Origin of the sequence: Marvinbryantia sp. (assembly GCF_047017445.1) — a bacterium.
Lineage (GTDB): Bacteria > Bacillota > Clostridia > Lachnospirales > Lachnospiraceae > Marvinbryantia.
On record NZ_JBKXTT010000018.1, the window covers coordinates 1 to 25737 of the forward strand.

General features: G+C 52.6%; 20 protein-coding genes. 15 read left to right on the plus strand and 5 right to left on the minus strand.

The window, feature by feature from the left end:
• Nucleotides 1-303 precede the first annotated feature (303 nt).
• The 7 genes from ACLU9Q_RS16715 (at nt 304) to ACLU9Q_RS16745 (ending at nt 10903) form a co-directional block, all read left to right on the plus strand.
• Nucleotides 304-1986 (plus strand): phospho-sugar mutase, encoded by a 1683-nt coding sequence (locus ACLU9Q_RS16715; protein WP_412625667.1) that lies wholly within the window; start codon nt 304-306, stop codon nt 1984-1986.
• Between the two features lie 194 nt (nt 1987-2180).
• A complete protein-coding gene (locus tag ACLU9Q_RS16720; protein WP_412625669.1) occupies nt 2181-3575 on the plus strand; it encodes a SpoIIE family protein phosphatase in 1395 nt (464 codons plus the stop codon).
• 11 nt (nt 3576-3586) lie between these two features.
• Nucleotides 3587-5014: a tRNA lysidine(34) synthetase TilS gene (gene tilS, locus ACLU9Q_RS16725; protein WP_296908368.1), complete on the plus strand. Its 1428-nt coding sequence runs from the start codon at nt 3587-3589 to the stop codon at nt 5012-5014.
• A complete protein-coding gene (gene hpt / locus ACLU9Q_RS16730) occupies nt 4959-5480 on the plus strand; it encodes a hypoxanthine phosphoribosyltransferase (RefSeq protein ID WP_296839905.1) in 522 nt (173 codons plus the stop codon). The genes tilS and hpt overlap by 56 nt, the downstream gene beginning before the upstream one ends.
• A gap of 17 nt (nt 5481-5497) precedes the next feature.
• Entirely contained in the window at nt 5498-7300 is a 1803-nt protein-coding gene (gene ftsH / locus ACLU9Q_RS16735; protein ID WP_296839908.1) for an ATP-dependent zinc metalloprotease FtsH, read from the plus strand.
• Nucleotides 7301-7698: 398 nt separating this feature from the next.
• Complete coding sequence (locus tag ACLU9Q_RS16740; protein WP_296839921.1) at nt 7699-9957, plus strand: glycoside hydrolase family 13 protein; 2259 nt, start codon at nt 7699-7701, stop codon at nt 9955-9957.
• Complete coding sequence (locus ACLU9Q_RS16745; RefSeq protein ID WP_296839911.1) at nt 9878-10903, plus strand: aldo/keto reductase; 1026 nt, start codon at nt 9878-9880, stop codon at nt 10901-10903. The genes ACLU9Q_RS16740 and ACLU9Q_RS16745 overlap by 80 nt, the downstream gene beginning before the upstream one ends.
• A gap of 36 nt (nt 10904-10939) precedes the next feature.
• Here ACLU9Q_RS16745 and ACLU9Q_RS16750 read toward each other — a convergent pair whose 3' ends face one another.
• Nucleotides 10940-12340, minus strand: a complete 1401-nt coding sequence (locus tag ACLU9Q_RS16750) for an MATE family efflux transporter (RefSeq protein ID WP_296839913.1) — start codon at nt 12338-12340, stop codon at nt 10940-10942.
• Between the two features lie 259 nt (nt 12341-12599).
• Between ACLU9Q_RS16750 and ACLU9Q_RS16755 the strand changes: the two genes are divergently transcribed.
• From ACLU9Q_RS16755 to ACLU9Q_RS16770, 4 genes are all read left to right on the plus strand, one after another.
• Nucleotides 12600-13121, plus strand: coding sequence for an RNA polymerase sigma factor (locus tag ACLU9Q_RS16755; RefSeq protein ID WP_412625670.1), 522 nt, complete (start codon nt 12600-12602; stop codon nt 13119-13121).
• Nucleotides 13114-14715 (plus strand): DUF4367 domain-containing protein, encoded by a 1602-nt coding sequence (locus ACLU9Q_RS16760; protein ID WP_412625671.1) that lies wholly within the window; start codon nt 13114-13116, stop codon nt 14713-14715. The genes ACLU9Q_RS16755 and ACLU9Q_RS16760 overlap by 8 nt, the downstream gene beginning before the upstream one ends.
• 208 nt (nt 14716-14923) lie before the next feature.
• On the plus strand, nt 14924-15508 hold the full coding sequence (locus ACLU9Q_RS16765) for a hypothetical protein (protein ID WP_296841240.1): 585 nt from the start codon (nt 14924-14926) through the stop codon (nt 15506-15508).
• Nucleotides 15490-15642 carry a hypothetical protein gene (locus ACLU9Q_RS16770; RefSeq protein WP_298514682.1) on the plus strand — a complete coding sequence of 51 codons (153 nt, stop codon included), beginning with the start codon at nt 15490-15492 and terminating at the stop codon, nt 15640-15642. Before ACLU9Q_RS16765 ends, ACLU9Q_RS16770 begins: the two co-directional genes overlap by 19 nt.
• A gap of 6 nt (nt 15643-15648) precedes the next feature.
• Here ACLU9Q_RS16770 and ACLU9Q_RS16775 read toward each other — a convergent pair whose 3' ends face one another.
• A complete protein-coding gene (locus ACLU9Q_RS16775; protein WP_296907465.1) occupies nt 15649-18084 on the minus strand; it encodes a GH36-type glycosyl hydrolase domain-containing protein in 2436 nt (811 codons plus the stop codon).
• A gap of 399 nt (nt 18085-18483) precedes the next feature.
• Between ACLU9Q_RS16775 and ACLU9Q_RS16780 the strand changes: the two genes are divergently transcribed.
• The 4 genes from ACLU9Q_RS16780 (at nt 18484) to ACLU9Q_RS16795 (ending at nt 22933) form a co-directional block, all read left to right on the plus strand.
• Complete coding sequence (locus ACLU9Q_RS16780; protein ID WP_296838929.1) at nt 18484-19524, plus strand: LacI family DNA-binding transcriptional regulator; 1041 nt, start codon at nt 18484-18486, stop codon at nt 19522-19524.
• A gap of 71 nt (nt 19525-19595) precedes the next feature.
• On the plus strand, nt 19596-20936 hold the full coding sequence (locus ACLU9Q_RS16785) for a carbohydrate ABC transporter substrate-binding protein (RefSeq protein WP_412625673.1): 1341 nt from the start codon (nt 19596-19598) through the stop codon (nt 20934-20936).
• Between the two features lie 210 nt (nt 20937-21146).
• A complete protein-coding gene (locus ACLU9Q_RS16790; protein ID WP_296838935.1) occupies nt 21147-22061 on the plus strand; it encodes a carbohydrate ABC transporter permease in 915 nt (304 codons plus the stop codon).
• A gap of 11 nt (nt 22062-22072) precedes the next feature.
• A complete protein-coding gene (locus ACLU9Q_RS16795; RefSeq protein ID WP_296838938.1) occupies nt 22073-22933 on the plus strand; it encodes a carbohydrate ABC transporter permease in 861 nt (286 codons plus the stop codon).
• An 88-nt stretch (nt 22934-23021) separates the two neighbouring features.
• Here ACLU9Q_RS16795 and ACLU9Q_RS16800 read toward each other — a convergent pair whose 3' ends face one another.
• The 3 genes from ACLU9Q_RS16800 to ACLU9Q_RS16810 all read right to left on the minus strand — a co-directional run bounded on the left by ACLU9Q_RS16800 (nt 23022) and on the right by ACLU9Q_RS16810 (nt 25678).
• The gene (locus ACLU9Q_RS16800) at nt 23022-24056 is read right to left on the minus strand and encodes a uroporphyrinogen decarboxylase family protein (protein ID WP_296838941.1); all 1035 of its coding nucleotides are present in this window, start codon (nt 24054-24056) and stop codon (nt 23022-23024) included.
• Between the two features lie 23 nt (nt 24057-24079).
• Complete coding sequence (locus tag ACLU9Q_RS16805; protein ID WP_298514293.1) at nt 24080-24718, minus strand: corrinoid protein; 639 nt, start codon at nt 24716-24718, stop codon at nt 24080-24082.
• 156 nt (nt 24719-24874) lie between these two features.
• The gene (locus ACLU9Q_RS16810; RefSeq protein WP_296838946.1) at nt 24875-25678 is read right to left on the minus strand and encodes a methyltetrahydrofolate cobalamin methyltransferase; all 804 of its coding nucleotides are present in this window, start codon (nt 25676-25678) and stop codon (nt 24875-24877) included.
• Between the last annotated feature and the right edge of the window lie 59 nt (nt 25679-25737).

A 25737-nucleotide genomic window follows, 5' to 3' on the forward strand; every position in this document is an offset into this window, starting at 1 on the left:
AGACCTTCAGATTGATCTTTTTCAATTGCCTTAACTAAATGACATTGGTTCACGTTGTTCACAGTAACATTCGCAAATCCATTTAAAATTTGCTCCGCGAATGGGATTTGCTCACACCGGAATCACTTTCTTACGGACTTTGCAGTGAATGCAAAGTCCTGACCTGAACAGTAACGAAATAGCACTTTATCAGCCCCGACAGATTACTTTTCATTGACAGATGCACAGAAAAGCGCTATATTAGAACTAAGATTTTGTCATTTTGTACAAAACGATTTAAAATAATAATCAGGAGTGGGGAAAATGTATCAGGAAGATTACAAACGCTGGCTTGCTGCAGACCTGGAGGATGCAGATTTAAGACCAGAGCTGGCAAAAATTGAGGGAAATGACGATGAGATCAAGGACAGATTTGCGGTAGCGCTTAAATTCGGCACCGCAGGACTTCGCGGTGTGCTCGGAGCAGGCACAAACCGCATGAACATCTACGTGGTGCGCCAGGCTACCCAGGGACTTGCAAACTGGGTAAAGACACAGGGCGGCAATCAGCTTGTGGCGATCAGCTACGACAGCCGCTTAAAGAGCGATGTGTTTGCAAAGACGGCGGCAGGTGTGCTCGCTGCAAACGGAATAAAGGTGCGCATTTACGACGCGCTGATGCCGGTACCGGCGCTCTCCTTTGCTACACGCTACTATGAGTGCAACGCAGGCATTATGGTGACGGCGTCCCACAATCCTGCAAAATACAACGGCTACAAGGCATACGGTCCGGATGGCTGCCAGATGACAGACGACGCGGCTGCAATCGTTTACGATGAGATCCAGAAGACGGATGTACTCGACGGCGCAAAATATGTTTCTTTCGCAGAGGGCGTTGAGAACGGCATGATCCGTTTTGTCGGCGACGACTGCAAGAAGGCGTTCTATGAGGCGATCGAGTCCCGCCAGGTTCGTCCGGGTCTGTGCAAAACTGCCGGACTGAAGCTGGTTTACAGTCCCTTAAACGGTTCCGGTCTTGTTCCGGTTACCCAGGTGCTGAAAGACATCGGCGTCACAGATATCACCATCGTTCCGGAGCAGGAGTATCCGAACGGCTATTTCACCACCTGCAGCTATCCGAATCCGGAAATCTTTGCGGCGCTGGAAAAAGGGCTGGAGCTTGCAAAGGAGACGGGCGCGGATCTGATGCTTGCGACCGACCCTGATGCAGACCGCGTTGGTATCGCGATGAAGTGCCCGGACGGCTCCTATGAGCTGGTAAGCGGAAACGAGATGGGCGTTCTTCTGCTGGACTACATCTGCGCAGGACGCATCGAGAAGGGCACCATGCCGGAAAAGGCAGTTGCCGTGAAATCCATCGTATCCACACCGCTTGCAGACGCAGTTGCAAAGCACTATGGCGTGGAGATGCGCAACGTACTCACCGGCTTCAAGTGGATCGGCGACCAGATCGCAGGTCTGGAGGCGGCAGGCGAGGTAGACCGCTTTATCTTCGGCTTCGAGGAAAGCTACGGCTATCTGGCAGGTCCGTATGTGCGCGACAAGGACGCGGTGATCGGTTCCATGCTCATCTGCGAGATGGCGGCTTACTACAGAAGCATCGGCAGTTCCTTAAAGCAGCGCATGGAAGAGATTTACAAAGAATACGGCCGTTATCTGAACAAGGTGGACAGCTTCGAATTCCCGGGACTTACCGGCATGGACAAGATGGCCGGCATCATGCAGCAGCTTCGTGAGAATCCGCCGGCGGATATTGCCGGTTACAAAGTAACGAAGGTTACGGACTACAAGAAACCGGAAGAGACAGGGCTTCCGGCAGCAAACGTGCTGATCTACGCACTGGAGGGCGGCGCAACGGTAGTCGTTCGTCCGTCCGGCACAGAGCCGAAGATCAAGACTTACTTCACCACGCTCGGCAAAGATCTTGCTGAGGCGCAGGCGCAGAAGGATCAGCTTGCCGAGGCGTTAAAGCCGCTGTTTTCTTAGTACATACAAAACAGGCGTAATAAGGCGCTGCACGAAAGGTGCGGCGCCTTTTCGACGAAATAGGTGACAACGCACGCGTCCTGGCTGCGGACTGGTTATCAAAAATATTTGCGCTTCCCCGCTCTTTTGACAAATTATGCGCGTGATCCCGTGTATACTTAAAGGTGAGACTGCAGGTTCTGGGAGGCAATGAGATGGAAGAGTGGGAGAGAGCATCAGAAAAGGGACGGATCGAGCGCTGCGCGGAGTCGTTTCAGCGGCTTGCGGAGGTTTTTCAGTATCTTCCATCCCAGAAAGAGGAGCTGAGCGGGGACGATCTGGAGGAAATATACGACACGGTGCAAAGCAGGGTCTGCCGCACCTGCGGAAAATATGCGCAGTGCTGGGAAAAGAATGAGGAGAGGACCGCGCGGCTCGTCTACGATCTGCTGACGGCGGTGGCGGAGGACGGAGAAGAGAGCGGCGACTGCCCGGCAGCGGAGGAACGCTTCGCGCGCTACTGCGTGAAGGGCTATTCTTTTGCACAGGAATTGCGGGGCAGCTTCTGCCAGGCGCGCATCAATCTGATGTGGAGCAACCGGATGCTGGAAAACAGGGCGGCGGTGGCAAGGCAGCTCTCCGAGACGGCGCAGATCATACAGGAGATCGCCTGCACGGTTTACGAGGCTGACGACGCGGACAGCGAGCTGGAGCATAAGGTGAAAGCAAAGCTGCGGCTGCAGAATGTACGGGTGCAGAACCTGCGCATCGTAAAGAATAGCTGGGGACCGCCGGAGGTGGTGCTGACGGCAAAAACACCGCGCAGGCACTGCGTTTCGGTGAAGGCGATCGCCGATACGCTCTCAAAGGTGTGCAGCCGTCCGCTCGTGCCGGAGCGCAACAGCAGGCTCACCCTTGGGGCGGAGCCTGCCACCCTTCATTTTGTGGAGGAGACAGGCTACTACATGCTCACCGGCTCGGCGATGAGGACCTGCGCGGGGCAGACGGCGTGCGGAGATAATTTTTCCGTACTGACGGGCAGCCACGGCCAGGTGATCCTTGGCATCTCGGACGGCATGGGAAGCGGCGTGCGCGCAAACAGGGAGAGCCAGACGGTCATCGAGCTTCTGGAGCAGTTTATGGGAGCGGGATTCACCGCGGAGACGGCGGTGCGGATGATCAACTCTGCGATGGTGCTCCAGCGGGGAATGCAGCGGTTTTCCACACTTGACATTTGCGGAATAAACCTGTACAGTGGGCAGTGTGAATTTTTAAAGATCGGCGCGGCGACCACCTTTATCCGGCGCGCAGGCTGGGTGGAAACGGTCACCTCCACAAGCCTGCCGGTCGGTGTTTTCCAGGAGGTGGACTTTGAGCGCTCGCGCAAGCGCCTGGAGCACGGCGATCTGATCGTGATGGTGTCGGACGGCGTGCTGGATGCATTGCCGCAGGAGGAGCAGGAAGAGCTGATGAAATATCTCATTCTGAAGATAAATTCCGACAATCCGGCGGAGTTTGCGGAGCTTCTGATGGAGCAGGCGCTGTCCTTCACAGACGGCGATGCGAAGGACGATATGACCATCCTCGCGGGCGGATTCTGGAAAAAATAAGGAGAGTACGTATGCAGAAGGTATTTGCCTATATGGAGGAGCACGCTATGATCCGGGCGGGCGATAAGGTGATAGCAGGCGTGTCGGGAGGCGCAGATTCCATGTGCCTGTTTTTTGTGCTGCTCGATTACCGGCGGCTGCTGCCCTTTTCCCTTACCGTGGTGCATGTGGAGCATGGCGTGCGCGGGCAGGAGAGCATCGGGGACGCCCGGTTTGTGGAGAAAATCTGCCGGGAGCATAAGATAGACTTTCGCCTGGTTTCCTGTCAGGTGGCGGAAATGGCAAAGCGGGAGAAGCTTTCTGTGGAGGAAGCCGGGCGGCGGGCGCGCTACGAGGCGTTTGAGCGCATCCGGGAAGAGCTGGGGGCCGATAAGATCGCGGTGGCGCACAACCAGGACGATCAGGCGGAGACAGTGCTTTTTCAGATTGCGCGCGGAAGCGGGCTGACAGGTGCGGGCGGGATCCGTCCGGTGCGCGGCAATATCATTCGTCCGCTGCTTTGCTTAAGCCGCGCGGAGATCGAGGCGTACCTGCGCGGGCATTCCCAGACGTGGCGCACGGACGCCACCAACAGCGGACTGGACTATGCGCGCAACCGCATCCGTCATCAGATCCTTCCGGTTTTCGAAAAAGAGATCAACAGCGCGAGCCGCGCGCATATCGCGGCGCTTGCGCAGGAGCTGCAGCGCGTGCAGGCGTATATGGAGCAGGAGACGGAAAATTGCCTTTGCGCCCTGGCGGTGTTTTCTGAGGGAGAAGCGCGGCTTGACGCGGCAGCCCTGCGTGAAAAGCCGGTTCTTCTGCAGGAATATGCGCTGCGCGAAAGTCTCAGAAGGGCGGGCTGCCCGTTAAAGGATATCGGGCGCAGGCATATCGCGGATATGCAGAGGCTCCTTGCGGGACAGTCGGGGCGGCGCACGGAGCTTCCCGGCGGCTGGCAGGCAGAGCGCAGCTTTGATAAGCTGATCCTTCGGAAAAGGAGCAGCGATGCGGAGCCGTTTTCCTTTGCAGCGCGCGCAGAGGCGCCCGGAAGCTGCGAAACGCCGGAGGGCGTCTTTACCCTGCAGATTTTTCCAAATGAAAATAAAAATTTTTTTCAAAATACATATACGAGATGGCTGGATTGTGATAAAATAGGCAATAATCTTTTTATCCGCACACGCAGACCGGGGGACTATATCGTCGTCAACCGGCAGGGCGGGAAAAAGAAATTGAAGGAATACCTTATCGAAGAGAAGATACCGGCAGCGCAGCGGGATCACGTTTTGCTGCTCGCACAGGGGAGTGAGATTCTGTGGGTGATCGGACACCGCATCAGCGAGGCATACAGGGTATCTCCGGAGACAAAGAGAATTTTAGAGATACGGAGGATGGGAGAAAACGATGTCGGAGAAAATCAGCGTATTGATTCCGGAAGAGGAAGTGGACAGAAAGATTGAGGAACTGGGAAGAAAAATCAGCGAGGACTATGAGGGAAAGGCGGTGCATCTGATCTGCGTGCTCAAGGGCAGCATCTTTTTTACCTGCGAGCTGGCAAAGAGAATTACCGTTCCGGTAACGCTGGACTTTATGTCCTGCAGCAGCTACGGTTCGGACACGAAATCAAGCGGCGTGGTGAAGATCGTCAAGGACCTCGACGAGCCGCTGGAGGGAAAACATGTTATTGTAATCGAGGATATCATTGATTCCGGCAGGACGCTGAGCTATCTGCTGGAGATCCTGCAGGCAAGAAATCCGGCGAGCCTTGCGCTCTGCACGCTGCTCGACAAGCCGGATCGCCGGGTGAAGGATGTGAAGGTGGATTACACCGGTTTTGAGATCGAGGATAAATTTGTCGTGGGTTACGGACTTGATTATGCGCAGCGCTACCGCAATCTGCCGTATGTGGGCGTTGTGGAGCTGTAAGGAAAGGAGACTATTTTTTGAACAGAAGTACAAGAGGTATTGGCGTTTATTTGATCGCTCTGGTGCTGGTCGTGCTGCTCCTGTTTGGGATGCGCGGCGGAGTGACAATGGAGGAAAAATGCACCTACAATGAATTTGTGCAGGCGCTGGAGGAGGGCACGGTCGCGGCGGCGGATCTTCGCCAGAACACGGAAGTGCCGACCGGCGAGGTCGTGCTGACTATGAGCGACGGCAGCATAAAGCAGGTGTATGTGACGGATGTAAGAGAGGCGGAGGAACTGCTCCGTCAGCATAAGGTGTCCTACGACACCTACGACGTCCCGACGGACAGCTCGTTTCTCACGAGCATCATTCCGGTGCTGATGATGGGCATTATCCTGGTGGTATTTATCATCATGATGAACCGGCAGTCGGGCGGCGGAAATAAGATGATGAATTTTGGCAAGAGCCGCGCCACGCTGGTCATGCCGGATGCAAAGAAGGTGACCTTTAAGGACGTCGCCGGGCTGCAGGAGGAAAAAGAGGACCTGCAGGAGCTGGTGGATTTCTTAAAGGATCCGCAGAAATACACAAAGATGGGTGCGCGCATTCCAAAGGGCGTGATCCTGGTCGGCTCTCCCGGTACCGGAAAGACGCTGCTCGCAAAGGCGGTGGCAGGCGAGGCGGGCGTGCCGTTCTTCAGCATTTCCGGCTCGGATTTCGTGGAGATGTTCGTCGGCGTCGGAGCATCACGCGTGCGTGATCTGTTCGCCGAGGCGAAGCAAAACGCGCCCTGTATCGTATTTATTGATGAGATCGATGCGGTGGCGCGCCGCAGAGGCACCGGTATGGGCGGCGGTCACGACGAGCGTGAGCAGACCTTAAACCAGCTTCTTGTTGAGATGGACGGCTTCGGTGTCAACCAGGGCATCATCGTGATGGCGGCAACAAACCGCGTGGATATCCTTGATCCGGCGATCCTGCGTCCGGGACGCTTCGACCGCAAGATCGGCGTCGGCAAGCCGGATATCAAGGGCAGAGAGGACATCTTAAAGGTACACGCAAAGGGCAAGCCGCTCGGCGACGACGTGAATCTTTCTGACATCGCGCGCACAACGGCGGGCTTTACCGGGGCGGACCTGGAAAACCTGCTGAACGAGGCGGCGATCTACGCAGCAAAGAAGAGCCGCGCGTACATTATGCAGGCGGATATCCAGCAGGCGTTTATCAAGGTGGGCATCGGCGCAGAGAAAAAGAGCCGCGTGATCTCTGACGCGGAAAAGCGCATTACGGCATACCATGAGGCGGGGCATGCGATCCTGTTCCATGTGCTTCCGAACGTGGGACCGGTACACACCGTTTCCATCATTCCGACCGGCATGGGAGCCGCAGGCTACACAATGCCGCTGCCGGAGAAAGATGAAATGTTTATGACAAAGGGCAAGATGCTTGATACGCTGGTGGTAGATCTGGGCGGCCGCGTGGCGGAGGAGCTGATCATCGGCGACATCACCACCGGGGCTTCGCAGGATATCAAGCAGGCGACGCACCTTGCAAAAGCGATGGTGACGCGTTACGGCATGTCCGACCGCGTGGGGCTGATCGATTACGGCACTGACGAAAACGAAGTCTTTATCGGGCGCGATCTCGCGCAGTCGCGGGGCTTCAGCGAGTCGGTGGCAGCCACGATCGACGAGGAAGTAAAGCGTCTGATCGACGAAGCGCACACAAAGGCAAGGCAGATTATCGAGGAGCACATCGAGGTGCTTCACGCCTGCGCCAAACTGCTCATTGAGAAGGAAAAGATCGGGCAGGAGGAGTTCGAAGCACTCTTTGCGTAAGCGAATGTGCATCTTGCACAAAAATGCACCGAAAAATTTGTGAAGTTTGTGTAGACTTATTTGCGGAGTCATGCTATACTACGTATTGTAAAACCCCCCAATACATTATATAGTTTTTGCAACACCCCATAAGAAGAAATACCTTCTCCAAAAAAGGCAGCCTAACCGCTGTCTTTTTTACGTTGCCATGCATCCGAAGGGAGCTGCCGGCGGCAGGTCCTGTAGGTTGTGCTGAAACGTCAGTTGGCAGATAAATGACGCAGTCTGGAAAAAAGGCTTTTACGCGGCTTTTAAGCGGCGTGGGTTTTGAAGGTTGTGCTTGTATCTTCCCGGCGGATAGTATAAAATAAATATGTAATTTCTGCAAAAGGAGAAAAACATTGAACTGGGACGAGACGATGCTGTTGAACGAGAAGCAGTTGTATATTCTGGGGATGCGTCCTGTATTTATCGCATCTGCACTGTTCAGCGACGAAACAGAAAATTTTGTGACACCGATGGAGCCGGAGCCCGGCGATACAGTTACGATCCGTTTCCGCGCAAAGCGGGATAATATTGATGCGGTGTACCTGCAGACGGCAAAAGAGACGCTGCAGATGAAATTCGACAGAGAAGAAGGATATTTTGATTACTATAAAATAGATGTGCCGATCGGCATCCATCCGCTGCGCTACTGTTTTAAGGTGAAGGCGGGGCGGCTGGTCTGTTATTTTGATAAGCGCGGCGTATCGAAGGACGTACGCGAGGAATACCGGTTTACGCTGGTGCCGGGTTTTCGCACGCCGAAATGGGCGAAGGGTGCGGTGATGTACCAGATTTTTGTTGACCGCTTCTGCAACGGAGATCCCACGAACGACGTGGAGGACCGCGAATATTTTTATATCGGCGATACGACAAGAAAGGTGACCGACTGGAACCAATACCCGGCGAGTATGGGCGTGCGCGAGTTTTACGGCGGCGACCTGCAGGGCGTGCTGGATAAGCTGGATTATCTGCAGGAGCTTGGCGTAGATGTGCTCTACTTCAATCCTATTTTTGTGTCTCCGTCTAATCATAAATACGACATCCAGGACTATGATTACGTGGATCCGCATTACGGGAAGATCGTGAAGGATACCGGAGACCTTCTGCGGGAGGGTGACCACGAGAATAAGCACGCTACCCGCTACATCACACGCGTGACGGATAAGGAAAACCTGGAGGCGAGTAATCAGCTCTTCATTCAGCTGGTGGAAGAGGCGCACCGCCGGGGAATGCGCGTCATCCTGGATGGGGTGTTCAATCACTGCGGCTCGTTCAATAAGTGGCTTGACCGTGAGCGCATTTACGAAAATCAGCCGGGCTATGAGCCGGGCGCTTACGTGTCCGCGGACAGCCCCTACCGGAGCTTTTTCAAATTTAACAGTGAGAACTGGCCCTACAATCCGAACTATGACGGCTGGTGGGGGCACGACACGCTGCCGAAGCTGACGTATGAGCATTCACAGAAGCTGCACGACTACATTCTGCAGATCGCGAAAAAATGGGTTTCTCCGCCGTACAATGTGGACGGATGGCGTCTGGACGTGGCGGCGGATCTTGGTTTTTCCAGCGAGTACAATCACGAATTCTGGAAGGAATTCCGCGAGGTCGTCAAGGAGGCGAACCCGGATGCGCTGATCCTGGCGGAGCATTACGGTGATCCACGCTCCTGGCTGCAGGGCGACGAGTGGGACACTGTTATGAACTATGATGCTTTTATGGAGCCTCTCACCTGGTTTTTCACCGGCATGGAGAAGCACAGCGACGAATACCGGCAGGATATGCTTGGCAATGGAATGCATTTTGAGTGGGCGATGGGGCATTCTATGACAAGCTTTCTCGGACCGTCCCTCCAGGTGGCGATGAACGAGCTTTCCAATCACGACCATTCCCGCTTTCTTACGCGCACGAACCACAGAGTCGGACGTGTGGCGTCGCTTGGAAGCGAGGCGGCGGGACATGACGTCAATAAAGCGGTCATGCGCGAGGCGGTCGTCATGCAGATGACGTGGCCGGGTGCGCCGACCATTTACTATGGCGACGAGGCGGGCGTCTGCGGTTTTACGGATCCCGACAACCGCCGTACCTATCCCTGGGGACGGGAGGATACAGAGCTGATCGCTTTCCACAAAGAGATGATCCGCATTCACAAGGAGAGTGCGGCGCTGAAGCGCGGCTCCATCAAGATGGTCGCGACGGATTATCAGTTTATCTGCTACGGGAGATTTCTGAAGGACGAGCGCTATCTGATCGTGTTCAACAACAGCAATGCGCCGATGCAGCGGCAGATCCGCACCTATGATATCGGAATCTCGGATGAGGATAATGTGATCCAGATCATGCAGACGGATGCGAACGGTTACCACACAGACCGCGTATTTCACGAGGTGAGGAGCGGGGAGATCGCCATGACGCTTCCGCCGCTTTCCGCGACGGTGCTGACGGTGATGGACGGCGAGCGCAACGAACACCGTCTGACAGAATTTATAGATGACGAGTACGCCTGGAGCGTATCGGCATTGGGAATGAGAAAAAGAAACATGGAGGGAACAACAGATGAAGTACGTAACACTTGGAAAGACAGGCTTGACGGTATCAAAGGCGGGACTCGGCGGCATCCCTATTCAGAAAAGTAACGCCGAAGAGGTGAAAAAGCTGGTGCGCGCACTGATGGAGAAGGGCGTCAATTACATTGACAGCGCCCGCGGCTACACTGTCAGCGAGCAGCTTCTCGGCGAGGCGCTGGAAGGCATCCGTGATAAATTTGTGCTGGCGACCAAGAGCATGGCGCGCACAAAGGAAGCGATGGAAAGGGATATTGAGACAAGCCTTAAAAATTTCCGTACCGACTATATTGATCTGTACCAGATCCACAATCCGGGGATGGCGGATCTCGACACGGTTGTGGGCGAGGGCGGCGCGCTGGAAGCGCTGCTGGAGGCAAAGGCGGCCGGAAAGATCGGTCATATCGGGCTGACGGCACATTCCCTGCAGGTGTTTGAGCATGCGCTGACGCTTGAATGGGTGGAGACGATCATGTTCCCGTACAACATCGTGGAATCGCAGGGCGAGGCGCTGATGAAGGTCTGTTCCGAGCGCGGCATCGGTTTTATCGCGATGAAGCCGCTTGCAGGCGGCGCGATCGAGGATGCGTCTCTGGCGCTGCGCTATATCTGCGCAAATCCGGACGTTACCATCGTGATCCCGGGTATGTACAGTCTGGAGGAAGCTGCGCAGAACGTAGAAGCGGTGGAGGAGGCAAGACCGCTTGATAAGAACGATGCGGAAAAGATCGCCGCTGTGCGCGAGCAGCTCGGCGAAAACTTCTGCCGCCGCTGCAACTACTGCCAGCCGTGCAGCGCAGGCATCAGCATATCAAACGTATTTCTGTTCGCGGGCTATCTGCAGAGATACGGTCTCGGAGACTGGGCGTACAGCCGCTACCAGACCCTGAATGTGAAAGCGGACGACTGTATCGGGTGCGGCGAGTGTGAGGGACGCTGCCCGTACCATCTGCCGATCCGGGAAATGCTGAAAAAATGCGCGAAGGATTTCCGCGATTATGAAGCAAGTCATCAGTAAAAAACTGCCGCATCCATCAAAGATGCGGCAAATTTTTTAGGCATTTTTCTTTTTTTCGAAGCCGTGTATCCAGTCTGCTTTCAAAAAGTAGATGAGGAACACGATGGAGCTTAGGCTCCAGGTGAGCGGATACGCCCAAAACACGGTCTGGATCTGCGGGACGATCCGCACGGCAATGGTGATGTAGCTGACACGGATCACGCACCAACAGACCATCATGACCAGCATCGGCACGATCGCTTTCCCGGCGCCGCGCAGGATGCCGGCAATGCAGTGCGAGAAGGCGAGCAGGAAGTAAAACAGCGTGACGGTGTGCGCCTGCATGACGCCGAAGGCGACGACGTCCGCTTCTCTGTTAAAGAGAGAAATCAGCACCGGGGAGGCAAGGTAAATCGTGATGCCGACCAGCTCCGCCAGTGTGATGGAGCAGATAATGCCAAAGTATGCGCCTTTCTTTGCGCGGTCATACTGCTTTGCGCCAAGGTTCTGACTGACAAAGGTGGTCAGCGACATCGCGAAGCAGGTGATCGGCAGAAAACCAAAGCCCTCAATCTTCGAGTAGGAACCGCAGCCTGCCATCGCCGTCGGCCCGAAGGCGTTGATATTGGACTGCACAACTACGTTTGCGATCGAGATGATCGAATTCTGGATGCCGGACGGCAGACCATTGGAGATGATCTGGCGCAGTATCTGCCGGTCGATCTTCAGCTTTTTCAGGGAAATGCGGTATTCCCGGGGCGCGTGCGTCAGGTGGTGCAGGCAGAGCAGGGCGCTTAAAAACTGCGAGATGATCGTGGCAAGCGCCGCAGCGCCGACACCCATGCCGAGCACCGCGATAAAAAAAAGATCCAGCGCAATGTTCGTGAGCGACGAAATAATCAGATAGAGCAGCGGTCGTCTGCTGTCGCCGACCGACTGCAGGATGCCGACGAAAATGTTGTAGAGTACGAAGGCAAGCGAGCCGCAGAAATACACGCGGAAATACAGCACCGAATTTGGAAGCACATTTTCCGGCGTTCCCATCCAGATGAGAATCTGTGGGGCAAGAAAAATGCCGAGCACCATCAGAAGAAGTCCGCACACGATACCGAAGGAAACGGTCGTGTGGATGGATTTCTGCGTCGTCTCATAATCTTTTGCTCCGAAATAGCGTGCGGTGACGACGCCCGCGCCGAGGGCGATCCCGTTAAAAAATCCCACCATCAGAAAAATAAGGCTTCCGGAGGAGCTGACAGCGGCAAGCGCCTCGCTGCCGAGAAAATTTCCGACGATCAGAGAATCCGCCGTATTATAAAGCTGCTGAAACAGATTTCCGAGAAACAGCGGGAGGGCAAAAGAGATGATCCGCTGCGGGATCGGGCCCTCTGTCAGCAGTGTCTGATGCTGCTGGTGATGGTGTATGTTAATATGTAAAAAGTGGTGATTGTGGTGCGGCATGTTCAGATATCCTTTCCTTAAAAAATGCGCTTCCTTTGCGCTGCAGGAAACAAAAGTCCTGTGCAAACAGTAAGAGCGCTTTACTATCATATCACAAAGAATAAAAAATGTAAATTTTTTTGCTTTGGCTGCATCCTTTTTTCCTTTCGGCACGTCTAATGATTGTAAAAAGAAAAAAGACCGGTCTTTGAAACGCCGGGCGCCGCCAGGTATAAGCAAAAAGCGGCGAGGCGTAGTTTACAGATATGGAGGTGTAAATTTGGAACATCTGGTGAAAAAGGCACAGCACGAGAACGACGCGGAGAGCTTCATACAATTGATGGAGCTGAACCGGCAGAGTATGCTAAAGGTTGCCCGCTCTTATCTGACGAGCGAGCAGGACGTCGCTGATGCTATGCAGGATACGATTCTGACCTGTTACGAAAAATTACATACGCTGCAGCAGCCGCAGTATTTTAAGACCTGGCTGATCCGCATCGTGATCAACCGGTGCAAGGATATCCTGCGGCAAAACCATAGAGAAGAGCTTCCGGGGGAGCTGGAGGCGCAGGCGGTAACGGATGAAAGCTTTGCGGATGTGGAATTTCGGGAGCTTTTGCAGCAGATCGATGAGAAGTATCGGACGATCCTGGTGCTGTACTATGTGGAGGGCTTCAACACGAAAGAAATCGCCGGACTGCTTGACATGAACGAGCACACAGTGAAGAGCAGGCTGGTACGTGCCAGAAAAAAGTTCGCGATGCAATTAGAGATGAAGGAGGCGGGAGCGATTTATGGATAGAAAATACTCAAAAGCGGAAATGAAACGGATTCTGCGCCGGGATATCAGCACGTCGGCGCTTACAGAGCAGAAGATCCAGGAGGCGTACAGCTTCGTGCGCGCAGATGCGGCAATGAAGCGGCAGACGGAGCGCATGTACCAGAGCAGCGCGGCGGCAGGAAACGTGAACGGACGGGAAGCGGTGCGTGCCGAGGAACAGACGACGGGACGGGAAGCGATGCGTGCCGCGGATAAGCGACGTGCAGGCGGACACAGAGGCAGCGCGGCGCGGCCGGGCAGACGGATGCCGAGACGCTGGGCGGCTCTGGCAGCGGCGGCGGTTCTTGCGGTATCCTCCGTCACAGTCATGGCAATCAATGGCATGTTCTCCAAAACGGTTGAGCAGAGCGAGGATACGCTGAGCTACAAGCTGGAATTTAACTACGAGCTGACGCCAAATGTGATAGATACAGAGCCGGGATATGTTCCGGAGGGATATGAGCAGCAGCCGGGGCATAAACTCACCTGGTGCGCGGATGGCTCCTGGCAGAATGGTTTTACCATATATACCGTCACGGCAAACTATCTGGATCAGCAGTCGGGGCTGCTGGATGTGGACAACGTTGAGAATATCGAAAAAACCACGATCAACGGTATGGAGGCGCACCTGATCACACTGAAAGGCGCTGCAGCCAAAGGATCAAAGTATATGGATAAGCGCATTTATCTGTTCAATGAGAACGATGGGTTTGTATGTATTCTTTTTGGCGGAAACGATCTTTCTATGGAAGAGCTGGTGAAGGTGGCGGAAGGACTGCAGTTCACAAAGCAGGAGGAAACGCTGGAATACATGAGTGCAGAGGATTTGGAAGCGCAGGAGAAAATGATCGAGGAGAGCATTGCGCAGGAGAATGAGGAGCAGCAGGCGAAACTGGAAGCCGGCGTGCCGCAGAAATATATTTATGATGTCGGGGAGAGCTTTGAGATAAAGAATATGTTTGTGGATCCGGAGCAGGAAAAAGATGTCAACACAACCCGGATTGCGGTAAAGAGTGCAGAGGTCATCGACTCCATTGCAGATTATCCGCAGGAAAACTTTTTTAATTACGATGAGGACCTTGCGCCGAAGATCAATGAGGACGGCACGGCAACTTCTTATGCAAGAGTTACCGGTGATGGCGAAGACGATGCGGAGGAGACAACGGAAAATGTAAAACGTAAATTCTTAAAGGTTACGCTTACCGCAGAAAATATCAGCGACGCGGCGATCGATTTCTGGGCGGGTGCTCCGCAGATGGCATATCTGGAGCCGGTTGAAGAGAGTAACTATAAGTATGACACTACCTCGACAATGCCGCTTAACGGGTGGTCGGAGAGCATTGGCTATGATGGCAGGGCAATTTACTTTGACCAGTCGCCGTATGCAGGAAAACTGAATCCGCATTTCTTCTACCGCGATCTGGAAGCAGGGGAAACCCTGGAGTACACCCTGCTCTTTGCGGTCGACGAGGACAGACTGGAAAACCTCTATCTCGTATGGGGTACGAATGGAATGGTTATCCCGGAGGAGGGCGAGACCTACACAGAGCGCTACGTGCGGATGAATGTGGGATAATATGCCGGCAGGGCACAGCAATTAAAGAGCAGTGAGAATATATGACATACGGGGGACGCTTCAGAAATGGAGCGTCCCCTGTTTGCAGATTCACCTGTTGATTTTGGAAAGTGAAATGCGGATATTTTTGACGCTATGGAAATGCAGGGCTTTTTATGCTATACTGATCGGGTAATACAGCCGGGCGTTCAAAGCAGGAGAAATGGTGGTGGGAGATGTGAAAAACTTAAAAGAAGAGACTTCCGATTTGAAAAAGCAGCAAAAGGAAGAACCACAAAAGTATTTCCAGGAGGCGCTGGCGGATTTTGTACATGACGCAGCCAGCGGCGATGCGATCCGCCACCTCTGCGATCTGGGCTATACGACGGACGCTATTATGAAACAGCTCACCTTTCCAACGCCCCGCGAGCGGGTGGAAAAAACGGTGTACCGGCACTTGACGGAGCGCGGCATTCTGCGGGAAAGCCTGCCGGAGCATGCGCGGGAAATCAGCACGGAAGGGCTTTCGGAGCGTGCGCTTTGGGCGCTGCTGCAAAAAGAGATTTTAAGAAGCGGGGAAGAAAACGTTTATGTCTCCTGTCCCTTTGGAACGATCCGGCGGGACCGGGAAGCGCGTCTCTCGCGGATGCTTTCCTGCCTTACGGGACGCGAGCGTGAGTATCTGCTTGGCATCCCCTGGAAACCCGCCGTCATGTATCACCGGCTGAACAGCCGGATGCTGGAAATTTCGGTCAGCCTTGCGCTGTATTCCGATGCGGAGATGAGATTTTATGTATGGAAAGAAACAATATGAGACGTATAGCAATCTCCGCGGCCTGCACATTGCCCGGACAGCTTCAGCCGGATACCAGGGCAGTGCAGACCGCGGAGGATTTTCTGGCGGGAACAGACAGTGTTACCGCGTATATCTGTGAGCAAAAAAGATAGCCGGCATCATCCCATATAAATGGTTACATGATACTCCGTCTTTCCCTCCTCAAGCGGAATCAGATTTCCTTCTATTTCCCTGCCGTCAACGATTATCTTCTGCACGCCTTTCTGCACGCCGTCCGGCTTCTGCACGTCGATGTAGTAGGCGGCTCCCCGGAATTTGCGGACCAGCCGGAAGCTTCCGAAATCCGACGGCACGCAGGGATCGATGATCAGACCGTCACAGGAGGGCTGCACGCCGAGGATCGCCTGGGAAACATTGACAAAGGTCCATGCGGCGGTGCCGGTCAGCCAGCTGTTTTTCGCTTCACCGTGATAATAAGCGTCCGCGCCCGCAACCATCTGGGAATAGACATAAGGCTCTGTCCGATGGATTTCGCTGATGCTTTCCAGGTAAGACGGACAGGTTTTCCGGTAAACCTCAAATGCCCGGTCGCCGCGGCCGATCACGGTTTCCGCGATGGATATCCAGGGATTGTTGTGACAGAAGATACCGGCGTTTTCCTTATATCCAGGCGGGTAGGAGGAAATTTCTCCGAGATTCAGATAATACCGGGTATAGGCGGGCTGCAGGATCATAATACCGTATTTTGTATCCAGCCGTTCTTTTACGGAATCCAGCGCTTTTTCCGCAAGCCCTTCTTTTACGCCGATCCCTGCCATGACGCAGAAGCCCTGCGGCTCGATGTAGATCTGCCCTTCCTCGCATTCTCTGGAGCCGACCTTTTGCGACTGGGCGTCATAGGCGCGAAGGAACCATGCGCCGTCCCAGCCTGCGTCAAGGACTGCCTGATACATTTCTTCCGCCGCTTTCTGTGCTTCTGCTGCAAGCTCCGGTCTTCCGGTACGGCGGCAGATATCGGCAAATTCCCTGCCGTATTTTACAAACATGCCTGCGATAAACACCGACTCCGCAACCGGACCCTCGGACGGTCCCGTGGTCTGGAAGGCTTCCCCGGGTTCTTTCGAGAAACAGTTCAGGTTCAGACAGTCGTTCCAGTCTGCGCGCCCGATAAGGGGAAGGTTGTGCGGACCCAGATGCGTGCGGGTAAAAGTAAAAGAGCGGTGCAGATGCTCAAAGAGCGGCTGCGCTTTGTCCTCCTGATTATCAAAGGGAACCATTTCTTCAAGAATCTGGAAATCGCCAGTCTCCTTCAGGTACGCGGATACCGCGGCGATCAGCCACAACGGATCATCGTTAAAGCCGCTTCCGATATCCAGATTGCCTTTCTTTGTGAGCGGCTGGTACTGGTGATAGGCGCTTCCGTCCTCAAACTGCGTGGCGGCGATATCGAGGATGCGCTCCCTTGCCCGTTCCGGGATCAGATGGACGAAGCCGAGAAGATCCTGGCAGGAATCGCGGAAGCCCATGCCGCGTCCGGTGCCCGCTTCATAATAAGAGGCGGAGCGGGACATATTGAATGTGATCATGCATTGATACTGGTTCCAGATATTTGCCATACGGTTGATGTGCGGATTGCCGCTTTCCACCGAAAATCTGGAGAGAAGGTCGTCCCAGTAAGCGTTCAGCTCTTTAAAAGCAGCTTCCACCCGCTCAGTGGTCGAGAAACGGTTAAGGAGCGCGCGGGCGCCATCTTTGCGGAGGACGCCGGGGGCTTCCCACTTCTGATCCTCCGGATTTTCACAGTATCCGAGCAAAAAGACAAAATCTCTTTCCTCACCCGGCGCAAGCGTGAGATTGATCTGGTGGCTTGCAATGGGATACCATCCGCTGGCGATGGAGCCGCGGCATTTCTTTTCTCTTACAGCCTGCGGGAACGCGTTGCTCTCATTGTGACCGAGGAAAACATCGCGGCTGGTGTCGAAGCCATCGACTTCTGTGTTGACGCCAAAGAAGCTGTAATGTCTCCGGCGCTCGCGGTATTCCGTCTTGTGGTAGATCGTGCTTCCCTCTATCTCCACCTCGCCGATGCTCAGGTTTCTCTGGAAATTGTTCATATCATCCACGGCATTCCAAAGACAAAATTCCACATAAGAAAAAAGAGAAATATCCTTGTTCCCGGAAGAATTGTTTTTCAATTTTATGTGATTAATCTCACAGGCGGCGTCAACGGGAACAAAGGCAAGAAGTTCTGCCGCCAGATCGTTTTTGGAGGAACGGAACCGGCTGTAGCCCATCCCGTGACGGCATTCGTAGGAGTCTGCCGGGGTTTTGGAGGGCATTGTTCCGGGATTCCAGATGGTTCCGTTGTCGTTAATGTAATAATACTTTCCGTTGGAATCAAGCGGAATGGAATTATAGCGATATCTGGTAATGCGCAGCAGCTTTGCGTCCTTGTAGAAGCTGTAGCCGCCGCAGGTATTGGAAATTAAGGAGAAAAAGTCCTGCGTCCCCAGGTAATTGATCCATGGAAGGGGAGTGTCAGGCGTCGTGATAACGTACTCTTTTGCCGCATCATCAAAATAACCGAAATTCATAGTGAAACCTCCTGCGTTTTTATCGCGATTTAGGAAAATACAGAAAAATAATATACGAAAACGAAATAGTTTAGAAAATAATTTGTGAAAAAAGAATATTAGTCCCTTATTGCCTCCAGTATATAAGAAATAAAGAAAAAATGCAATATTTTTTCTAAAAATAAAGGCAGAAAAATTGGGATGGGATGCTTGCGACTCATTACGAAAAATTTCGTTAAAATATATAATTTTTTTGCGTAATAGCAATAAAAACGGGGCGATCTTTTTGTGTAATTGAGCGAAAATATATAAAACGCACAAAAATCGAAAAAAATAGCTTGATTTTTTGTACGAAAGAGAATAAAATGAGCGTACGAAAACGATTTAGGAAAAACAGAGAAGAAAGAGCAGGGCAGGCTTATGGTTTCCATGAAAGAGATTGCCGAACGGTGCAATGTTTCGGTAGCCAGCGTCAGCAAAGCAATCAACGGCTACGCAGACATCGGCGAAGAAACCAGAAATTATATTCTGAAAACAGCTTCGGAGATGGGGTATCTGCCAAATTCCTCCGCCAGAGCTTTGAAAACGAAACGCAGCCACAATCTCGGGGTACTGTTTATGGACGAAGCGATGAGCGGTCTGACGCATGATTTTTTTAATCATGTGCTGGAAAGCTTCAAGAGCACTGCGGAAGAAAAGGGGTATGATATCACTTTTACAAACGGAAATGTTTCCGGACGGAAGATGACCTATTACGAGCATTGCCGCTACCGCGGCGTGGACGGAGTGGTGATCGCCTGTGTGGATTTCTACTCGGAAGAAGTACAGGAGCTTGTCCGGTCGGACATTCCTTTAGTAACTATTGACCATGTATTTGACGGCAGGATTTCCGTGGTATCCAATAATATCCGCGGAATGGAGGAGCTTGTCTCCTACATATACAGTATGGGGCACCGGAAGATCGCCTACATTCACGGGGAGGATTCTTCCGTAACCAGAAGCCGCGTAAATACATTTTACAGAACCCTGCAGAGCATGGGGATTTCTGTTCCGGATGAATACATGCGGACCGTTCCGTACCGGGACGCCGATGCCGCTGCAGTCGCAACGGGGCGTCTTCTGGACCTTCAAAGTCCGCCCACCTGTATCCTTTACCCGGATGACTTTTCCGCCCTCGGCGGGATCAATGAAATCCGCAGCAGAGGGCTTCGCATTCCGGAGGATATTTCCATTGCCGGGTACGACGGGATCACCGTGGCGAGCGTTCTGGAGCCGAAGCTGACCACCATCTGCCAGGATACGGCGGCGATCGGAAGAATCGCGGCGGAGAAGCTGGTGGATCTGATCGAGAATCCAAAGACCACTCTGATCGACAAGTTTACCGTGGACGGGACACTTTTCAAAGGGGCTTCCGTAAAAAGGCTATATCCCAAAGACGGAGCAAAGGAACGAATCATTTGAGATATTTCTATTACACGAGCTGTAATATGAGATAAATGCAAAAAGCAAAATTTTAAGGAGGTAGTAAATTTATGAAGAAGAAAATGATCAGCGCTATTTTGACAGCAGCAATGATGACAGGTTTAACCGTCGGCACCGTTTTACCTGCAGCGGCGGAAGAGACAGCAGAGGGCAAAGTGCTTAATATTTACTGCTGGAACGAGGAATTTAAGAGCCGTATCACGGATCATTATCCGGGCTATGAGGAGGTTGACGCTACGCATGGCAAGAGCGGTGACGTAGATGTTGTCTGGACGATCACGCCGAACGATGACAACGCATATCAGAACAATCTGGACGAGAAGCTCCTGGCGCAGGCTGACGCGTCGGCGGACGACAAGATTGACCTGTTCCTGATCGAAGCGGACTACGCTCTGAAATATGTAGATACAGAATATACCATGAGCGTGGAGGACCTTGGCATTACTGCCGATGATCTTTCCCAGCAGTTTGGCTACACACAGGATATCGTAACGGATTCCAACGGCGTGCTCAAGGGCGTATCGTGGCAGGGGTGCCCGGGACTTCTGATCTACAACCGTGAGATTGCGACGGAGGTTCTCGGAACAGACGATCCCGACGAAGTGCAGACTTATGTTTCTGACTGGGACACCTTTAAGGCTACGGCACAGACCATGAAGAATGCCGGATATTATATGACCTCTACCGTAAACGACGCATACCGCGTATTCTCCAACAACGTGACCAGCAAATGGGTAGACGGAACGACCATTCATGTAGACGACAACCTGAAAGCATGGGTGGATATGTCTAAAGAAATGGTAGATGCAGGACAGACCAACACCTATGAGCTGTGGAGCGACGACTGGTCCAAGGGCTTTTATCCGGAAGGCAAAGTATTCTGCTACTTCGGACCGGCATGGTTCTATGATTTCTCGATGGCGGGAGACACCGAAGGCTCTATCGCAAGCGAAGGCGGCTGGGCGACCACCGAGGGACCGCAGGGCTTCTTCTGGGGCGGCACATGGATCTGCGGCGCGACCGGAACCGACAACGCAAGCCTTGTAAAGGATATCATGCTTCAGATGACCTGCAATGCAGACGTTATGACGGAAATTGCGAAAGCGGACGGCGATTTCGTAAACAACAAGGGCGCGATGGAAGCGCTGGCAACAGACGAGAGCTTCGGTGATGCGATCCTTGGCGGACAGAACCCGATCTCGAAGTTCCTCGCAGGAATCGACAGCATCGATCTGAGCAACCTTTCCTCTTACGACCAGGGCTGCAACGAGGAATTCCAGGCAGCTATGAAGAATTACTTTGAAGGAAATGCAACATATGAGGAAGCGCTGGAGCAGTTCTACACAGCAGTTATCGAGAAATATCCGGAGCTGACAAAACCCGAGGCATAATCCATCCGGAAGGAATATCGGACAAAATAAGTAAATCGGCGCCATGCCTGCCTGGGCAGGTGTGGCGCTCATATGCTGCTGTTCACTCCGTTCACAGCAACCTTTTGCAAATCCATTTAAAATTCGCTTCGCGTCGCAGCAGGTGTTTGAGGCTGGCGTGAACAGTATGCTCATACTTTTCAAAGAAGGTATGATAGGAGATATCTGCTTATGAAAGAAAAAAGAAATAATAAAAAAGCGGTCAGCTACAATAAGTGGGGTTATATCTTTCTGATTCCCTTTGTTGTGGTTTATATTATTTTTCAGTTTATACCTCTTGTAACAACCATTTACAACAGTTTTTTTGAAAATTACCGTTCCGGACTGACACAGATCGGTCCGACGTTTGTGGGACTGGAAAACTATAAAACGCTGCTTAGCAACGGCGATCTGCTCACCTACTTCAGGAATACGATCATCATGTGGCTTATGTGCTTTATTCCGCAGATCATCGTATCGCTGCTGCTTTCCGCATGGTTTTCCGATCCGTCTCTGCGGCTGAAATGCACGAACTTTTTCAAGACCGTGATTTATCTGCCGAACCTGATCATGGCTTCCGCCTTTGCGATGTTATTTTTTACGTTGTTTTCCGACAGCGGACCCATGAATTCACTGTTGATGAACCTTGGGATTATCAGCCAGCCGTTTAAGTTTTTGTCGAATAAGTGGAGCGCGCGCTCTCTGGTTGCACTGATGAATTTTCTGATGTGGTTTGGGAATACGACCATCCTGCTTCTTGCGGGGATGCTTGGAATAGACAGTTGTATGTACGAGGCGGCGGAGGTGGATGGAGCCACTTCCACCCAGGTGTTTTTCAAAATTACGCTGCCGCTTCTGAAGCCGATTTTGATTTATGTGATGATCACCTCTCTGATCGGCGGTCTGCAGATGTTTGATGTTCCGCAGATCCTGACGAATGGTCAGGGAGATCCTATGAGATCTACCATGACACTTATTATGTATCTGAATAAGCATCTGTTCAGCAAGAATTACGGTATGGCGGGCGCGCTGTCGGTAATCCTGTTTATTGTGACCGGAGCGCTCAGTCTGGTGGTATTTCGGTTTACGAATGCCAGTGAAGAATAGGAGGCGGGGATATGGACAAAGATAGTAAAAAGAAAAAGGGCATGAGTGTCGGTGCAAGAAGAGTGATTGCCTATGTGGTGCTCTGCTTCATGGTGGTTCTGTGCCTGTTCTGGTTCTATGTGCTGTTCATCAACGCCACCAGATCCCATGGTGAGCTGACGAAGGGCTTTACGCTGATTCCCAGCACCCACCTGCTTGAAAACTGGGATAAACTGATGCACGGCACGCTGCCGGTATGGAGCGGTCTGATCAACAGCACGATCATCGCCGGATGCAGCGCGGTTCTGAGCGTATATTTCTCCACGATGACCGCCTATGCGATCCATGCGTATAACTTCCGCGCAAAAAAATTCGTGTTCACGTTTATCCTGATGATCATGATGATCCCGACACAGGTGACGGCGCTCGGCTTCGTACAGCTTGTGCAGAAGATGAAGCTGGAGGATTCCTTTATTCCGCTGATCGTGCCGACGATCGCGGCTCCGGTTACCTTCTATTACATAAAGCAGTATATGCAGAGCAATCTGCCGCTTTCACTGGTGGAGGCGGCGAGGATCGACGGCTCCGGAGAATTCCATACGTTCAATACGATCGTATTTCCGTTAATGAAACCGGCAATTTCGGTACAGATGATCTTTACCTTTGTAAATAGTTGGAATAATTACTTTACTCCGGCTCTGATCCTGCATAAGGATACAAAGAAAACGCTCCCGATCCTGATCGCGCAGCTTCGTTCCGCGGATTTTCTGAAGTTTGATATGGGGCAGGTTTATGCGATGATCGTATTTTCCATTCTTCCGGTTGTTGTTGTTTATCTGTTTCTGTCCCGCAATATTGTCGGCGGCGTTTCGGCGGGCGGCGTCAAGGGATAATTTTTAAATGGATTTGCGAAAGCTGCTGCGAACGGAGAGAATAGTACGACGCCCGGTCTGAATGACCGGGCGCAGCTTTTGTCTGATATCAGAACATAATATTTATCGGGATACGTGCGGAATCGGGATCTTCGATTCCAAATTTTTCTTTGTTAAGCTTATCGATTGCGTTTGTCAGGGACATGTACACACCCGGATATACGGAGCCGGGACCGCCCTGGGCAATGCAGGGGATAAAATGCTTCATGCCGTATTTGTCGCAGACTCTCCGGACGACCTTCTCGCAGTTTTCATCTGTCCAGTCCTCAAAATCCACATCCGCATTTTCGATGCAGCCCATAAAGCTGATTTTGCCCTCATATTTTACCAGAAGCTCATCTACCTTGTTTGTCTCCATGCAGCCCTGGAATACATCGATGCCCATCTCAATCATGTCCGGAACCAGCGTCGCCGCATAGCTGTCAGAGTGATGAACCACATACTGTACGCCGTGGCTCTTATAATAACCATAAATTTCCTTGTACGGCTCCAGGAAAAATTCCTCAAACATACCGGGACTTAAAAAGGTGCTGTCGTGTCCGCCCCAGTCATCGTGATGAAACAGCATATCCGGATGCAGGTGGCTGCAGATACCCTCCGCCAGCTTCAGCTCCCACTCCGTCAGATACTTAATCATATCGTGCATTTCATCCTCATACTCGATATAATATGTCAGCGCTCTGACCATTTCGCAAAGATGATGGCTCTGTTCGAACAGACCGGGCGCCACGAAAGCCGCCTTAAACGCTTTCTCCCCGTCAACTGCGTCGTACATCGCCTTGCACTGATCCCACTGCTCCTGCGAAAAATCCAGTGACGGCGCGTGCACGTAATCCTTCCAGTGCTCAATATCCTGGACAACAATCTTATCCGGGGTATGTACGGGGAAGGAACCCGGCGTCCCCTCAGGGAAGGTGTTGGTCACTCCCCAGGCGTTTTTCACATTTTCCATTCCCTTCTGAAGAAGCGGACTGGCAAACATAAACGGATGATACAGAAGCGCGATTGCCTCATACTGATTGACAAACCGGTCCGGATTTCCTCCCTTCATGCATTCAATCATATTCTGTTTTGCAGTTAGCATGTAAAGCCCTCCTTTTTTCCATTTTAAGCCGCTGTCAGCTCCTTTGCCTTCTGTGCACAGGAAGCGGCGTCCTCTGTATAAGCGTCCGCACCGATTTCCTCTGCAAATTTCGCATTAATGGGCGCTCCGCCCACCATGACCTTGATCCTGCTTCTCTCCGGCAGCGTATTAAGCAGCGCAACCGTGTCGCGCAGCGCCGGCATCGTCGTCGTCAGAAGCGCAGAGCAGCAGATAATTTTCGTATCCGGATTTTCTTCAAACGCTTCCACAAATTTTTCTTTGGCAACATCCACGCCCAGATCGATTACCTCAAATCCGGAGGATTCCAGCATCATCGCTACCAGATTCTTGCCGATATCATGAAGGTCGCCCGCAACCGTTCCGATAATGACCTTGCCCGCCGCTCCGGATTCTCCTGAGGAAAGATACGGCTTTAACACCGCCACGCCGTTTTTCATCGCTTTTGCCGCCACCAGCATTTCCGGGACAAAAATCTCACCGTTTTTAAACTTCACGCCGACCTCATCCATCGCCGCGATCATGCCCTCATTAAGAATTGCCACCGGCTCGCAGCCCTCTTCCAGCGCGGCTTCCACCGCCGGCGCAACCTTCTTCGCCTTTCCCTTTACTACAAGTTCGTATACTTCCTGAATTCCTGCCATATATAATACCTCCTGTCATTTTATTGGCATTTTTTCATTCCCACGGACACAAAACCGTGCATGGGTGTCTGCACTGCATCCTGTAAATACCCGCAGGAATTGTATTTCCTGCAATTTTATTCTTTTTCGCAGAAGCGCATTCATGCCATCCGGCATCTACTTCTTCGGTCCGAAAATACCTTCCCGGTATGCGCTGATATATTCCATGCAATATTCATCCTCGCCCAGAAGCGCCTCTGTAGCGTAAATGATTCCCATCATGTCCCGGTTGGTGGGATCCAGGATGGCGCTGTCCAGCCCGGCGTTCATGGCGAGTACCGTGAAGCCCAGATTAATCATCTTCCGGACAGGAAGATTGAAGGATATATTGCTGACCGCCGCCGTAATATGGATATCCGGACAGCGCTTCCGCACAGTGCTGATAACCTTTACGTTCATGGCAATGCCGTCCTCCGAAGTACAGAGCATTTCCACCAGCGGGTCGATATGCATTCTGGACTGACTGATGTGATACTTCCCGGCCGTCTCCAGCACCCGGTCAAAGACCCGCAGCCGGTCCGCCGCTGTCTTTGGAATTCCTGTATCGTCGGAGAGCAGGCAGATGACCTCCCATTTCGTGTCCGCAATCAGCGGGAAAATGATTTCCATCTTATCGCCCTCGCCGGAAACAGAATTTACCAGACCAGGCTTTTTACAGTACGGAATCACCTCTGCAAGCACCCGCGCGCTCGGACTGTCCACGGAAATCGGAAGGTCCGTCGCTTCCTGGATACAGTCAATCATCCATTTCAGCGTTTCCACCTCCTCCGCCTCCGGCACGGACGCGCAGCAGTCGATAAAGGTCGCTCCCGCTTCATCCTGCATACGGGCGCGGTTTTTGATAAATTCAGCGTCTCTGTTAGCAATCGCCTCCGCTACCGCCGGGATAGAACCGTTAATTTTTTCCCCGATAATAATCATATTACACCTCCATATTCCACAATTTTAAGGACGTCCTGTTCTTTTCTGTAAGCCCATTG

Bases quoted from the DNA above. Each gene is read 5' to 3' on its own strand.
- ACLU9Q_RS16745 (WP_296839911.1), top strand. From the start codon at position 9,878: ATGAAGTACGTAACACTTGGAAAGACAGGCTTGACGGTATCAAAGGCG.
- ACLU9Q_RS16760 (WP_412625671.1), top strand. From the start codon at position 13,114: ATGGATAGAAAATACTCAAAAGCGGAAATGAAACGGATTCTGCGCCGG.
- ACLU9Q_RS16800 (WP_296838941.1), bottom strand. From the start codon at position 24,056: ATGCTAACTGCAAAACAGAATATGATTGAATGCATGAAGGGAGGAAAT.
- tilS (WP_296908368.1), top strand. From the start codon at position 3,587: ATGCAGAAGGTATTTGCCTATATGGAGGAGCACGCTATGATCCGGGCG.
- hpt (WP_296839905.1), top strand. From the start codon at position 4,959: ATGTCGGAGAAAATCAGCGTATTGATTCCGGAAGAGGAAGTGGACAGA.
- ACLU9Q_RS16770 (WP_298514682.1), top strand. From the start codon at position 15,490: ATGGAAAGAAACAATATGAGACGTATAGCAATCTCCGCGGCCTGCACA.
- ACLU9Q_RS16805 (WP_298514293.1), bottom strand. From the start codon at position 24,718: ATGGCAGGAATTCAGGAAGTATACGAACTTGTAGTAAAGGGAAAGGCG.
- ACLU9Q_RS16775 (WP_296907465.1), bottom strand. From the start codon at position 18,084: ATGAATTTCGGTTATTTTGATGATGCGGCAAAAGAGTACGTTATCACG.
- ACLU9Q_RS16795 (WP_296838938.1), top strand. From the start codon at position 22,073: ATGGACAAAGATAGTAAAAAGAAAAAGGGCATGAGTGTCGGTGCAAGA.
- ACLU9Q_RS16790 (WP_296838935.1), top strand. From the start codon at position 21,147: ATGAAAGAAAAAAGAAATAATAAAAAAGCGGTCAGCTACAATAAGTGG.
- ACLU9Q_RS16750 (WP_296839913.1), bottom strand. From the start codon at position 12,340: ATGCCGCACCACAATCACCACTTTTTACATATTAACATACACCATCAC.
- ACLU9Q_RS16740 (WP_296839921.1), top strand. From the start codon at position 7,699: ATGCTGTTGAACGAGAAGCAGTTGTATATTCTGGGGATGCGTCCTGTA.
- ACLU9Q_RS16780 (WP_296838929.1), top strand. From the start codon at position 18,484: ATGGTTTCCATGAAAGAGATTGCCGAACGGTGCAATGTTTCGGTAGCC.
- ACLU9Q_RS16785 (WP_412625673.1), top strand. From the start codon at position 19,596: ATGAAGAAGAAAATGATCAGCGCTATTTTGACAGCAGCAATGATGACA.
- ACLU9Q_RS16810 (WP_296838946.1), bottom strand. From the start codon at position 25,678: ATGATTATTATCGGGGAAAAAATTAACGGTTCTATCCCGGCGGTAGCG.
- ACLU9Q_RS16720 (WP_412625669.1), top strand. From the start codon at position 2,181: ATGGAAGAGTGGGAGAGAGCATCAGAAAAGGGACGGATCGAGCGCTGC.
- ACLU9Q_RS16715 (WP_412625667.1), top strand. From the start codon at position 304: ATGTATCAGGAAGATTACAAACGCTGGCTTGCTGCAGACCTGGAGGAT.